This is a genomic window from Noviherbaspirillum autotrophicum (assembly GCF_000818395.1).
Taxonomy (GTDB): Bacteria; Pseudomonadota; Gammaproteobacteria; order Burkholderiales; family Burkholderiaceae_D; genus Noviherbaspirillum; species Noviherbaspirillum autotrophicum.
This window is the reverse complement of the sequence record NZ_JWJG01000028.1, coordinates 863,313-876,228: the sequence shown is the minus strand read 5'-3', so window position 1 is coordinate 876,228 and position 12,916 is coordinate 863,313. Positions and strand designations below refer to the sequence as shown.

Genomic DNA, 12,916 nt, shown 5'->3' with positions numbered 1-12,916 from the left:
GAATCGTTTTGTCCGTCGGCAGCAAAGAGGCGAGATTATGACCGCCTTTCTCGATTCCGTCAACGACCCTGCTAAAAACCCGGAGACCGTTGACGTTGATCGCTCTCGCTCATTTCCTCTCAGTTGTTGCGGAAGCTTGGCAAGCGCTTTTCGATGAACGCAGCCATGCCCTCTTTCTGATCCTCGGTAGCAAATGTGCTATGGAACAAACGTCGTTCGTACTGAATGCCTTCCGCCAATGTTGTTTCATACGCCCGATTGACCGATTCCTTGATCATCATAATCACAGGCAATGACATGCTGGCGATGGTCTTGGCAGCCCTCATTGCTTCTTCTATCAGTTTGTCGGCAGCAACAATGCGCGAGACTAACCCTGCCCGCTCAGCTTCTGCGGCATCCATCATTCGTGCGGTTAGGCAAAGATCCATTGCCTTCGACTTGGAAACTGCTCGCGGAAGTCGCTGTGTGCCGCCGGCACCTGGCATGGTCCCCAACTTAACCTCCGGCTGGCCGAACTTCGCGGTGTCGGCAGCGATGATGAAATCGCACATCATCGCCAACTCGCATCCGCCACCAAGCGCATATCCCGCCACGGCCGCAATGACAGGCTTACGCACCTGCCTGATCTGTTCCCAGTTGCGCGTAATGTAGCCGCTCTTGTAGACATCCATGAACGTATAGTTAGCCATGGCGCCAATATCCGCGCCGGCAGCAAATGCTTTTTCGCTCCCGGTAATGACAATGCAACCAATATTGTCGTCCGAGTCGAACTTCAACAATGCGTCACCCAATTCGTCCATCAACTGATCGTTCAACGCATTCAATGCCTTGGGGCGGTTCAATTGAATGACCCCTACCTTTTCATGAGTTTCGACCAAGATATTTTCATACGCCATTTTTACGCTCCTAGACAAAAAGGTAAGCATGCATTGTACCGCCTCGAAAATATGAGGCTGACATGCCGAGCTTGAGTGTCAAAACGTAATGCCAGTCGGCGCTTGAGCCATCTCAAACGTGCCCTAAGCTGAACAAGTAGCATGATTTGATCAAACAACCAACGCGCCGTCCCGCTCTTTTCACTCTGTATCAAAAGGCTGCAATCCCATTTCCTGCCATATTCATCTACCGGAGGGTCGACGATGTTACATAGTACTTGGCCACCCGACGAGTGCCTCGGCATGCCCATGTTGGATCAATTGCACTACGACTTGTTTGTGACGATCGACACGCTGGCAAGCGCGCACGATCATGAATTCGATAACGGATTTCGCGCTCTTGTACGACAAATGGAACAGGCTTTTGAAACGGAAGAGCAATGGATGGAGGAAATCAACTTCCAGTCATTGAAAGTCCACCGTGAACAGCATGCGCGGGTGCTCGGCGCGCTGCATAACGTGCATTGCCGCGTGATGAATGGCGAACTCGGTTTGGGTCGAGAGGTGGTCAGGGAACTGCTGCCGCAATGGTTTGCCTTCCACATTTCGACCATGGATGCGACGCTGGCGCGCAGCATGCAAACATTCGCGGCTCAAGCGGCAAGAATTCCCCATCCTGCCGCCGCAGGGGAAACGCTTGGGTAGCGCTGATCAGCGCAGTTTCGGCAGCAGCACCCACATCGTGGCGCGCTGCTTCATCTTGCCGGCTCTTTCACCGGCCTCGGCACCGAAGCCCCAGAAGTAATCGGCGCGAACGGCATTGCGAATCGCACCGCCGGTATCTTGCGCCATGGTCAATCGTTGCAATGGCGTATCCGTGCCAGGCTGGGTTGTCGCCAGAAACACAGGCGCACCAAGCGGGATGAATTGCGCATCCACCGCGATAGAGCGCTCGGGCGTCAATGGTATACCGAGCGCGCCTTTCGGCCCCTTGCTCGGATCGATGACTTTTTCTTCCTTGAAAAACACATAACTCGGATTGGCATTCAACAGTTCTTGCCGACGTTCCGGGTGGGCGACAAACCATGTCTTGATGTTTTGGGCGGATGCCTGCTCCAACGACATCTCGCCCTTATCAACCAGATAACGGCCGATCGACTTGTAAGGATAGCCGTTCTGGTCGGCATAGGCGACGCGTACCGTTTCCTTCGCGTCGGCCAGCTGAACGCGCCCGGAACCCTGGACTTGCAGGAAAAATGCTTCAATCGCGTCGTCCACCCACAGCAACTCCTTGCCAGCCAAGACGCCGGACTGCGTCAACTCGGCGCGCGACAGATACGGCACGACCTTGTTGCCAACCACGCGTCCGCGCAGGCGCATGCTTTTCAACTCGGGATAGAGCGCGGTCAGATCGATGGTCAGCATGTCCTCGGGGGCGCGATGCAGCGGGATCTGGTAAGGGCCGCCGCGTTTGCGCGCGCCGCGCAAGAGAGGCTCATAGTAGCCGGTCACGAGACCGGTATCGCTACCATCCGGATTGATGACTTGGTGCGGCACCAGAAACGCTTCGAAGAAAGCGCGAATCGCCTTGTCCTTGCCGGCATCGACGTCGCGCGCAACCGCACACGGTTCGCGCCATTCTGGCTTCTTGGCCAGCGCGGCGCAGGAAGCCAGGAAGGGAGCCCATGCATCGCGCAAGTCATCTTTCCCCCAGCCGGGCAGCGCAGCGAATGTGGTTGGCTTCAGCAACTCTTTCGGCCCCTCCGGCTGCGTGATGGCCGGGGCTGCAGGCGGACACTTGCATGGCTGTCCCGGCGGAACGGTGGTGCACGCGGTCATGCCGAATAAGACTGCGGCCGCCGATACGAGTAAACTTGGGCGAATGAATGGCATTGAGGGAAAGCTATGTGGCTGTTGATGCTTGAAGCAGGTGTCGCACTGTTCTTGCTGGTGTTTATCGTATGGTGGACGATGTTCTCAGGGAGGAAACCCTCGCCTCCGGCGCAACAGAAACCTGTGCCGCCGAAGGATGATGTGCAACATTAATGCAAGGTACGTGGCTGAGACAAGATGAATTCCGGAATTTTTGCTTCGAACTGCTCGCCATCCTCAGCCACACAAAAATATTTGCCCGACATTGAGCCGTGCGGCGTGTTGAGCGTTGTGCCGCTGGTGTATTCGAACTGCTCGCCCGGCTGCAAGAGCGGCTGATGGCCGACCACGCCCAATCCGTGCACTTCCTGCACGCGATTGACGGCGTCGACGATGACCCAATGGCGCGAAATCAACTGGGCTGCGGTGCTGCCGGTATTTTTGATCGTGATCGTATACGCAAATACATAATGCGCACGCTCTGGCTCGGATTGCTCTTCCAGATAACGGGTCTTGACCGAAACCGTGAATTCATAGGTAGCCATCGGCATTCCTTGTTTCTCTTTTGATATGGCGGATTTTAGCGGCTCGTGGCACAGGGATTACTGGTGTAGCGCAACACGTGGCCGGCCGGCGAGCGGGTAAAATAGCGCATCCTTATTCATTTTGCTTGTCATGCCCAATTACCGCATCGCTCCCAGCATCCTGTCCGCCGATTTTGCCCGCCTGGGCGAAGAAGTCCGCAACGTCGTTGCCGCCGGTGCCGACATCATCCATTTCGACGTCATGGACAATCATTATGTCCCGAACCTGACCATTGGCCCGATGGTGTGCGAGGCAATCCGCCCCCATGTGCAGGTGCCGATCGACGTGCATCTGATGGTCAAGCCAGTGGACCGCATCATTCCGGACTTCGCCAAGGCCGGCGCCAATATCATTACCTTCCACCCCGAGGCATCCGAGCACGTCGACCGCTCGCTGCAGCTGATCCGCGATCACGGCTGCAAGGCAGGCCTCGTCTTCAATCCGGCAACGCCACTGCATTACCTCGACCATGTGATGGACAAGCTCGACATCATTCTCATCATGTCGGTCAACCCCGGCTTTGGCGGGCAGTCGTTCATTCCCGAAGCATTAAACAAGATTGCCGCAGTGCGCCAGCGCATTGACGCTTCCGGGCGAGACATCATGCTGGAAGTGGACGGCGGCATCAAGGTCGAGAACATTGCGGCAGCAGCACGTGCCGGGGCGGACACGTTCGTCGCCGGCTCGGCGATTTTCGGCAAACCTGATTACAAGGCCGTGATCGACGCCATGCGCGGCCAGCTGGCGCAAGCATGAACGCGCCCGAACGACTCACTCTCTCCGGCATCCGCGCAGCGATCATCGACCTGGATGGAACGATGTTGCACACTGCGCCGGATTTCCATGTCGCAGTCAATCGCATGCGCGCCGATCTGACACTCGACCCGCTCGATATCGGCACCATCACGCATTTTGTCGGCAAGGGGACGGAAAACCTGATGCGGCGCGTATTGGGCGTCGACTATGGCCCGGAAGAGGTGGAGCGGCATTTCCCGGCCGCGCTCGCGTCGTATGAAAAACACTACCATGCGATTAACGGCGATTATTCGAGCGTGTATCCGGGCGTGCGCGAGGGGCTGGAAGCATTGAAAAGCAAGGGATTGCGCCTGGCCTGCGTAACGAACAAGCCGATTTCCTTCGCCGTTCCGCTGCTGGACAAGGCGGGCCTGCGCCCGTATTTCGACCTCGTGTACGGCGGCGATTCGCTGCCAAAGAAAAAGCCGGACCCGTATCCGCTCTTGAAAGTGTGCCAGGATTTCGGCCTGCAGCCAGCGCAGGTAGTTGCCATCGGCGACTCATCCAATGACGCGCAGGCGGCACGCGCGGCCGGCTGCAAGGTGCTGAACGTGCCTTACGGGTACAACCATGGCGAACCTATACATAACGTCGATTCGGATGGTATAGTTTCCACGCTGCTTGACGCAGCCCATCTTATTTCTGCATAAAACAAACGCATGTTTCTCGGCAAAAAACGTAAAGTGTGCGCACCGGGCCTGTTTGAGGCCTGGCTGTGGCGACGCTGGCAATCCTGGGCTGAATAACCCCTGATCGCCGCCGACCACCCTTATTAGGTTGGCAACGTTTTTTGTGCAATGCCCCCCGCTATTGCCCGCTCGTTCTACAATAGCGCCCGGAGAGAAACATGACTGAACTCGAATTCAAATCGCTGGCCGCGCAAGGCTACAACCGTATTCCGCTGATCGCCGAAGCATTTGCGGATCTCGAAACGCCGTTGACGCTTTACCTGAAACTGGCGCAAACCCAGAACGGCGGAAAAAACTCCTTCCTGCTTGAGTCGGTGGTCGGCGGCGAGCGCTTCGGCCGCTACTCCTTCATCGGCCTGCCGGCGTCGACCCTGATGCGCAGCTACGGCACCAAGACCGAAGTGGTCAGGAATGGCACCATCGTCGAAACGCACGAAGGCAATCCGCTCGAATTCATCGCGCAATTCCAGTCGCGCTACAAGGCGGCGGTACGCCCAGGCATGCCGCGCTTCTGCGGCGGACTTGCCGGCTACTTCGGTTACGACACGGTGCGCCATATCGAGAAGCGCCTGGCGCACACCGCGCCCAAGGACGATCTCGGCCTGCCGGAAATTCAGTTGCTGGTCACGGAAGAACTGGCAGTCATCGACAACTTGTCCGGCAAGCTGTACCTGATCGTGTATGCCGATCCGACCCAGCCGGAAGCCTATCCGAAAGCGCGCCAGCGACTGAAGGATCTGCGCGCGATGCTGCGACGCGCAGTCGACGTGCCCGTCACCTCGGCGACGGTGCGCACCGAGACCGTGCGCGAATTCGCAAAGGAAGACTATCTGAAGGCGGTCGAGAAGGCGAAGGAATACATCATGGCCGGCGACCTGATGCAGGTGCAGGTCGGCCAGCGCCTGAAGAAGTCGTATGTCGACTCGCCCTTGTCGCTTTACCGCGCGCTGCGTTCCCTGAATCCGTCGCCGTACATGTACTTCTACAACTTCGGCGACATGCAGATCGTCGGCGCTTCGCCGGAGATTTTGGTGCGCAACGAGCAGGCCGGCGACGGCAAGAAGAAGGTCACGATCCGTCCGCTGGCCGGCACCCGTCCGCGCGGTGCCACGCCGGAAAAGGATGCGCAGCTGGCCAAGGAATTGCTGGCCGATCCGAAGGAAATCGCCGAACACGTGATGCTGATCGACCTGGCGCGCAACGACATCGGACGCATCGCCGAGACCGGCAGCGTGAAGGTGACCGACAAGCTGGTGATTGAAAAGTACTCGCATGTGCAGCACATCGTGTCGAACGTCGAAGGCATCCTGAAGCCGGAACTGACGAACCTCGACGTGCTGAAGGCGACCTTCCCGGCCGGCACGCTGTCCGGTGCGCCGAAGGTGCGCGCAATGGAACTGATCGACGAGCTGGAGCCGATCAAGCGCGGCATTTACGGCGGCGCCTGCGGCTATCTGTCGTTCGGCGGCGAAATGGATCTGGCGATTGCGATTCGTACCGGCGTGATCAAGGATGGCATGCTGTATGTGCAGGCTGCTGCCGGCGTGGTCGCCGATTCGGTGCCCGAGATGGAATGGCAGGAAACGGAAAACAAGGCGCGCGCCGTGCTGCGCGCGGCCGAGCAGGTGCAAGACGGACTGGATGGGGAGCTCTGACATGTTGCTGATGATCGATAACTACGACTCCTTCACCTATAACCTGGTCCAGTACTTTGGCGAGCTTGGTGAAGAGGTGCGCACGTTCCGCAATGACGAAATCACGCTGGAGCAGATCGCGGCGATGAAACCGGATCGCATCTGCATTTCGCCAGGTCCTTGCACACCGCATGAAGCGGGCGTGTCGGTGCCGGTATTGAAGGAATTCGCCGGGAAGATGCCGATCCTTGGCGTATGCCTCGGCCATCAGAGCATCGGTGCGGCGTTCGGCGGCAAGGTGATCCGCGCCAAGCAAGTCATGCATGGCAAGACGTCCGTTATCACGCATACCGGCGTTGGCGTGTTCAAGGATTTGCCGAGCCCGTACACCGTGATCCGCTATCACTCGCTGGCGATCGAGCGCGAGTCGCTGCCGGACTGCCTGGAAATCACTGCCTGGACCGATGACGGCGAAATCATGGGCGTGCGCCACAAGGAGTTCCAGATCGAAGGCGTGCAATTCCACCCTGAATCGATCCTGTCCGAGCATGGCCATGCGCTGCTGAATAACTTCCTGACCGCCTGATCCGGAGAACCCGATATGCCGATTACCCCGCAAGAAGCCCTGTTACGCTGCATCGAACACCGCGAAATTTTTCACGACGAGATGCTGTCGCTGTTTCGCAGGATCATGGGCGGCGAGATGTCGCCGGTGATGATCGCGGCGCTGACGATGGGCTTGCGCGTCAAGAAGGAAACCATCGGCGAGATCGCGGCGGCAGCGCAGGTGATGCGGGAGTTCGCGACCAAGGTGCCGCTCAAGGATGCCTCCGGCTTGCTCGATATCGTTGGCACCGGCGGCGACGGCGCGCATACTTTCAATATCTCGACGGCGTCGATGTTCGTTGCCGCTGCTGCCGGGGCACGTGTTGCGAAGCATGGCGGGCGCAGCGTGTCATCGTCGTCCGGCAGCGCCGATGTGCTCGAAGCGCTGGGTGCCAATATCAATCTCAAGCCTGAACTGGTCGCGCAATCGATCAAGGAAACCGGCATCGGCTTCATGTTCGCGCCGAACCACCACGCGGCGATGAAGCATGCCGCGGCGGTGCGCAAGGAACTCGGCGTGCGTACGATTTTCAACATCCTCGGGCCGCTCACCAACCCGGCCGGCGCACCGAACATCCTGATGGGCGTGTTCCATCCGGATCTGGTCGGCATCCAGGTACGCGTGTTGCAGCGCCTGGGCGCGCAGCGTGCCGTCGTCGTCTGGGGCCGCGACAATCTGGATGAGGTGTCGCTGGGCGCCGCGACCATGGTGGGCGAACTGGTGAACGGCGAGGTGCGTGAATACGAAATCCATCCGGAAGATTTCGGCTTGCAAATGGTTGCCACCCGCAACCTGAAGGTGGCCGGCGCGGCGGAGTCGAAAGAGAAAATCTTCGAAGCGCTCGGCAACAAGCCGGGGCCGGTGCGCGATATCGTGGTCCTTAATGCCGGCACGGCATTGTATGCGGCCGGCGCAGTCGGCTCGATCGCCGATGGCCTGACCAAGGCGCGTGAATCGATCGCTTCCGGCGCTGCTCGCGCCAAGCTCGATCAATTCGTGCAAGTGACGCAACAACTGGGCGCTGCCTGATTCACCATGTCCGATATTCTGAAAAAAATCCTCGACGTTAAGGCCAATGAAGTCGCCGCAGCAAAGAAGGTGCGCGATTTGGCCAGCCTGCGACGCGATGTCGAAAACGACAAAGAATTGCGTACGAACCTGCGCGGCTTCGAAGCGAGCCTGCGCGGCAAGATCGCAGCAGGCCAGGCCGGCGTGATTGCGGAAGTCAAGAAGGCGTCACCGTCCAAAGGCATCCTGCGCGACGACTTCCAGCCCGCGCAGATTGCCGAAAGTTATGCAAAGCATGGTGCGGCTTGCCTGTCGGTGCTGACCGATGTGCAATTCTTTCAGGGCGCCCCCGACTACCTGAAGCAGGCACGCGCTGCCTGTGACATCCCCGTGTTGCGCAAGGATTTTCTGGTCGACCTGTACCAGGTCTACGAGGCGCGTTCATGGGGCGCGGACTGTATCCTGCTGATCGTCGCTGCGCTTGACCATGGCTTGATGGCGGAAATGGAAGCGTGTGCCCACGCGCTCGGCATGGACGTACTGGTCGAAGTGCATGATGCCGATGAGCTGGCTGCAGCGTTGAAACTGAAAACGCCGCTGCTGGGCATTAACAACCGCAACCTGCGCACCTTCGAGACATCCCTGCAAACCACCATCGGCCTGCTGCCGCGTATTCCTGCAGACAAGCTGGTCGTCACCGAATCCGGCATCTTGACGCCGGACGATGTGAAGACAATGCGCGATGCAGACGTGCACGCCTTCCTGGTCGGCGAAGCCTTCATGCGCGCGCCCGAACCGGGCGTCGAACTGCAGCGCCTGTTCGGCTGAATTAAGGCAGGCTGCGGCGGCTCATCAAGCCGCCCGCAGCCAAGCCCACCGCAAGCGCGCCGTAAATCGCCGCCAGCGATTTTCCGGAAAGACGCAATTCATAACCGGGGGTCAACCGTTTTGGCACCAAGTAGTAATCGGTGACATAAGCACCGGCCGTCACGGCAAGCGCGCCCAGCACGGGCTTGAGCAGCGATTGCTCCGTGCCGGATTGCTGGCCAAACAGTTTTTCATAGATCGCCGCCCAAAATGTGGCCGAGGCCACGTTGGTCGCCACGCCGGTCAATGTATATTTTGCCGATGCCTCGTCATGCTGGGCCGCTTCGTCGCCCCAGAACACATGACTGGTCGCATTCAGCGGCGCCGCATAAGAACCCGCTTCACGTTTTCCAGCCAGGCTGGCAGCAAGCGCCGTGGTGAAGCCCGCGATGGCCCCGGAACTCAGCATTTTCCCGATCAGACTGTCTCCAACTCGCATCATCATCCCTCCGTAGCAGTCATCATTACACCGGCCTTGGTACGAGGCCGGCTTGCTGGCAATGGAGTGTGCAAGACCTATGCCATGAAACGGGTCATCCGCCTTTCTTGAGTGCCAGCCAATTGCCGCGCTTGCGGACAGCGGCAGCCGGCTTGGCTTCCGCCGCGAGCGTTATCTGCGGCGCATCTCCCTGCGTCAAGGTTGCGGAAAACATCATCAATTCATCACGGCGAAATGCGTGCAGGGCCACCTTATCGCCTGCGCGGTAGCGCGCCAGCAGCGTGTCGAGATTGCTCGCGGAAACGCGCAGCCCATCCAATGCAATGAGCACGTCGCCCGCCGACATCCCGGCCTGATGGGCGGCGCCGCCTTCGTACACATTGGCAATCTTGCAGTCGTTACCATCGCGTGTGGCGCGAATGCCGAGGCCGGGCTTGGCTTCCTTGCGCTTGTCGCTGAAGGCAATGCCGAAGTCGGCCAGCAGCTTGTCGAAGGGCGGATCGTCGGTGCCGCGCACGTAGCGGTCGAAGAAACGCTTGAGCTTCAAGCCGCTGACCTCGTCGAAGATCGCTTCCACGTCCGACTCCGACACGCCCGCGCCATGCTCGGGTCCGGTATAGAAGTCGCGGCCATAGCGCTGCCACAGCGCGCGCATCACGTCGTCGAGCGATTTTTTACCATTGGTCTGCGCGCGGATGGTCAGGTCAAGCGCCAGGCCGATCAGCGAACCCTTGGTGTAGTAGCTGACGATAGCGTTGGGCGCATTCTCGTCCTGGCGGTAATACTTCACCCAGGCGTCGAAGCTCGACTCGGCCACGCTCTGCTTGGTGCGCCCGCTGCCGCGCAGCACGCCATTGATGGTCTTCGCGACCAGTTTGAAATACGCCGCCTCGTCGATCACGCCGCTGCGCACCAGCATCAGGTCGTCGTAGTAGCTGGTGAAGCCCTCGAACAGCCACAGCAGCGAGGTGTAGCCTTCCAGCTGCAAGTCATACGGCGCGAATGTGGCCGGCTTGATGCGCTTGACGTTCCAAGTGTGGAAGTATTCGTGGCTGCACAACCCGAGATAGCCACGGTAGCCGTCACTCATCTCCTTCTGCCCCTGCACCGGCAGGTCGGCGCGCGAGCATATCAGCGCGGTCGAGGCGCGATGCTCGAGCCCTCCGTATCCGTCGCCCACCACCATCGTCATGAACACGTAGCGCTCCATCGGCGCGCGCTTCGTCTTCGGTTCAAACAACGCGATCTGCGCTTCGCACACCTTTTTCAGGTCGGTACAAAGGCGCGCCATGTCGAAATTCGGCACGCGCCCGCTGATGACGATATCGTGCGGCACGCCGTGCGCCTTGAAGGTAGCCAGCTCGAACGCGCCCATTTCGACCGGATGGTCGATCAGTTCGTCATAGTTGGTGGCGACATAGGAACCAAAGCCGTAGCGCCTGGCCTTCAGTTCCGGCAGCGCGGTCGCTACGCGCCATCCCTTGTAGACATCGCCGTCGGGGCGTTCAATATCAACCACGTGCGGCAGGTGATCCTGCCCCTGCACCCGCAGAAAGACGCTGGTGCCGTTGAAAAATCCGTGCGTCTGGTCGAGGTGGGCGGCGCGCACCGACAAGTCCCATGCATAGACTTCGTAGGTGAGCACCAGACGGCGCCGACACCGCGCGGCTTGCCAGCGATGCTTGTCGAGCTTCTTGAGCGCCACCTTCCCGCCTTCCGATTGCGCGTCAAGACGCACAATGTTGCGGGCGAATTCGCGGATCATGTAGCTGCCTGGAATCCAGGCCGGCAGGGCGAACACCTGACCGTCCGGGTCGGGCGCATCCACAGTGAGCGTGACCTCGAACAGGTGGGCGGCAGGGTCCTTGGGGACGATGGTGTAGTGAATCGCGTTTTTCATTCTCGGTCCGTCCAAAAAATGTCATCCCCTGACGTTCGCGGCAATCACTGTCAGCGCCAATGTGCCGACCACAACGCAGGTCAAGTTGAAGCGCAAGCCGATCAACCACTCCGGCATGCCGTACCACGCGAACAGGCGCTTGTCGACCTGATAGGCAGCGATGAAGCCGACCATGAGCACCGCAAAGCCGAAGCCGCCAAGCATGGTCGAGAACCACGCAATGAGCGCCGGCATCACACTCCAGACCAGCGCCCGCTTGGTTTGTTCGATCGTCAAGCCGCCGGACACCATGACCGCGCCCCAATGTATGCCCCCCAGAAAAGAAAGAATGGCAATACCGTAGGCCAACTGCCCCTTGATGAAGTCCCCCAACCAGCTCGGGTGCACCAGCCAGCAAGCGAACATGAGCAGCACGAAAGGAATCAGGCCGAGAAAGCCGAGCAGATGGGAGAGACGTTTGTTCAGGAAATGTTTATTCATGGGCAGGTGCCTGCGGGGCCAGTTTCATCCGAAAACTTGCCGGATTGCAAAAGCCATAGTGTAGCGGATTGCGCCGTCACGCCTGGCATTGCGCCGGGATGTCCGCCGGCGTATCGATATCCAGCACCACACCGGCATCGTCGACTGCCATTTCGTGGACAGGAAATGTCTGCAGCAGGCGGCGTGCGCCCTGATCGCCGCCTAAGTCGAGCAAATGCGGCAAATAGCGGCGCCCAAATCCGACCGGATGGCCGCGCCGGCCGCGATAGACCGGCGCGACGATGCCGCCGTCCTGCGCCAGACATGCCGCCAGTCTCTGCAGCGTTTCCGGTTGCACGAATGGCATGTCGCCCAGCGCGATCAGCCAGCCTGCAGCGTCGGCGGCGTGCGCCAGCGCATGCGCCAGCGACGCCCCCATGCCCTGCCCGGCCGCCGCGCATACCGTGACCTCGCAGCCGAGCGCGCGCAGGCAGGTCGCGACGTCTTCCGCCTGCGGCCGCACCACGGCGACCACCCTGGGCAGCACCGCTAGCAAATTTTTCGCGCTTGCGGCGACCACCGAATCGCCCGTTGGAAGCATCTGCAACAGCTTGTCTTGCCGGCCGCTGGCATCGAAGCGGGAACCGCAACCGGCAGCGAGCAGGATGCCAGTTACCGAGGAAGGACAAGTGTTGTGCATGACGCCGCCGGATGAAAGACTGTCTATCAGGCCAGGCTTTGCGCTGCGTCCTTGATCGCTGCGCGGATGCGTTGGTACGTCCCGCAGCGGCAGAGATTGCCGCTCATGGCGGCGTCGATGTCGGCATCGGTCGGGTTTTTCCGGGCCTTGAGCAGCGCGGTGGCGCTCATCACCTGTCCGCTCTGGCAATAACCGCACTGCGGCACATCGTGCCTGATCCAGGCCTGCTGCACCGCCTTGCCCACCTTGTCGTCCTCGATCGCCTCGATGGTGGTGATCTTTTGCCCGGCGGCGGCAGATATCGGCGTAGTGCACGAGCGGACGGGCTCGCCGTTGATGTGCACGGTGCAGGCGCCGCACAATGTCGCGCCGCAGCCGAACTTGGTGCCCGTCATGTTCAGGTTGTCGCGCAGCGCCCATAGCAGCGGCGTGGCCGGATCGACGTCGACCTGCACGTCCTTGCCATTGATGTGAAGTGTCACCATG

The 12,916-nt window shown here is 59.8% G+C and carries 15 protein-coding genes; 7 read left to right on the top strand and 8 right to left on the bottom strand.

Translation table 11 applies throughout. The features are described from left to right. Positions 1-119 precede the first annotated feature (119 nt). Complete coding sequence (locus TSA66_RS05385; protein WP_040039296.1) at positions 120-896, bottom strand: enoyl-CoA hydratase; 777 nt, start codon at positions 894-896, stop codon at positions 120-122. A 243-nt stretch (positions 897-1,139) separates the two neighbouring features. On the opposite strand from TSA66_RS05385, the gene TSA66_RS05380 reads away from it, so the two are divergent. Then, positions 1,140-1,580 (top strand): bacteriohemerythrin, encoded by a 441-nt coding sequence (locus TSA66_RS05380; protein WP_084199302.1) that lies wholly within the window; start codon positions 1,140-1,142, stop codon positions 1,578-1,580. A gap of 6 nt (positions 1,581-1,586) precedes the next feature. Here TSA66_RS05380 and mltA read toward each other — a convergent pair whose 3' ends face one another. Both mltA and apaG read right to left on the bottom strand, forming a co-directional pair. Beyond that, on the bottom strand, positions 1,587-2,714 hold the full coding sequence (gene mltA, locus TSA66_RS05375; protein ID WP_232429410.1) for a murein transglycosylase A: 1,128 nt from the start codon (positions 2,712-2,714) through the stop codon (positions 1,587-1,589). A 203-nt stretch (positions 2,715-2,917) separates the two neighbouring features. Continuing rightward, on the bottom strand, positions 2,918-3,292 hold the full coding sequence (apaG, locus tag TSA66_RS05370) for a Co2+/Mg2+ efflux protein ApaG (RefSeq protein WP_040042219.1): 375 nt from the start codon (positions 3,290-3,292) through the stop codon (positions 2,918-2,920). A gap of 130 nt (positions 3,293-3,422) precedes the next feature. On the opposite strand from apaG, the gene rpe reads away from it, so the two are divergent. From rpe to trpC, 6 genes are all read left to right on the top strand, one after another. Further along, positions 3,423-4,088, top strand: coding sequence for a ribulose-phosphate 3-epimerase (gene rpe / locus TSA66_RS05365; protein ID WP_040042218.1), 666 nt, complete (start codon positions 3,423-3,425; stop codon positions 4,086-4,088). Continuing rightward, positions 4,085-4,777, top strand: coding sequence for a phosphoglycolate phosphatase (locus TSA66_RS05360; RefSeq protein WP_040039295.1), 693 nt, complete (start codon positions 4,085-4,087; stop codon positions 4,775-4,777). The genes rpe and TSA66_RS05360 overlap by 4 nt, the downstream gene beginning before the upstream one ends. Positions 4,778-4,974: 197 nt before the next feature. Then, entirely contained in the window at positions 4,975-6,471 is a 1,497-nt protein-coding gene (trpE, locus tag TSA66_RS05355) for an anthranilate synthase component I (protein ID WP_040039294.1), read from the top strand. 1 nt (position 6,472) lies between these two features. After that, complete coding sequence (locus TSA66_RS05350) at positions 6,473-7,036, top strand: aminodeoxychorismate/anthranilate synthase component II (RefSeq protein WP_040039293.1); 564 nt, start codon at positions 6,473-6,475, stop codon at positions 7,034-7,036. Between the two features lie 15 nt (positions 7,037-7,051). Continuing rightward, complete coding sequence (gene trpD / locus TSA66_RS05345; protein ID WP_040039292.1) at positions 7,052-8,086, top strand: anthranilate phosphoribosyltransferase; 1,035 nt, start codon at positions 7,052-7,054, stop codon at positions 8,084-8,086. Between the two features lie 6 nt (positions 8,087-8,092). Beyond that, positions 8,093-8,893 (top strand): indole-3-glycerol phosphate synthase TrpC, encoded by an 801-nt coding sequence (trpC, locus tag TSA66_RS05340; RefSeq protein ID WP_040039291.1) that lies wholly within the window; start codon positions 8,093-8,095, stop codon positions 8,891-8,893. 1 nt (position 8,894) lies between these two features. Here trpC and TSA66_RS05335 read toward each other — a convergent pair whose 3' ends face one another. The 5 genes from TSA66_RS05335 to TSA66_RS05315 form a co-directional block, all read right to left on the bottom strand. Beyond that, on the bottom strand, positions 8,895-9,377 hold the full coding sequence (locus TSA66_RS05335; RefSeq protein WP_232429409.1) for a hypothetical protein: 483 nt from the start codon (positions 9,375-9,377) through the stop codon (positions 8,895-8,897). A gap of 88 nt (positions 9,378-9,465) precedes the next feature. Beyond that, positions 9,466-11,271 (bottom strand): M61 family metallopeptidase, encoded by a 1,806-nt coding sequence (locus TSA66_RS05330; RefSeq protein WP_040039290.1) that lies wholly within the window; start codon positions 11,269-11,271, stop codon positions 9,466-9,468. Positions 11,272-11,292: 21 nt separating this feature from the next. After that, positions 11,293-11,751: a DUF3429 domain-containing protein gene (locus tag TSA66_RS05325; protein WP_040039289.1), complete on the bottom strand. Its 459-nt coding sequence runs from the start codon at positions 11,749-11,751 to the stop codon at positions 11,293-11,295. 76 nt (positions 11,752-11,827) lie between these two features. Next, a complete protein-coding gene (locus TSA66_RS05320; protein WP_040039288.1) occupies positions 11,828-12,430 on the bottom strand; it encodes a nucleotidyltransferase family protein in 603 nt (200 codons plus the stop codon). A gap of 26 nt (positions 12,431-12,456) precedes the next feature. Continuing rightward, complete coding sequence (locus TSA66_RS05315) at positions 12,457-12,915, bottom strand: (2Fe-2S)-binding protein (protein WP_040039287.1); 459 nt, start codon at positions 12,913-12,915, stop codon at positions 12,457-12,459. Between the last annotated feature and the right edge of the window lies 1 nt (position 12,916).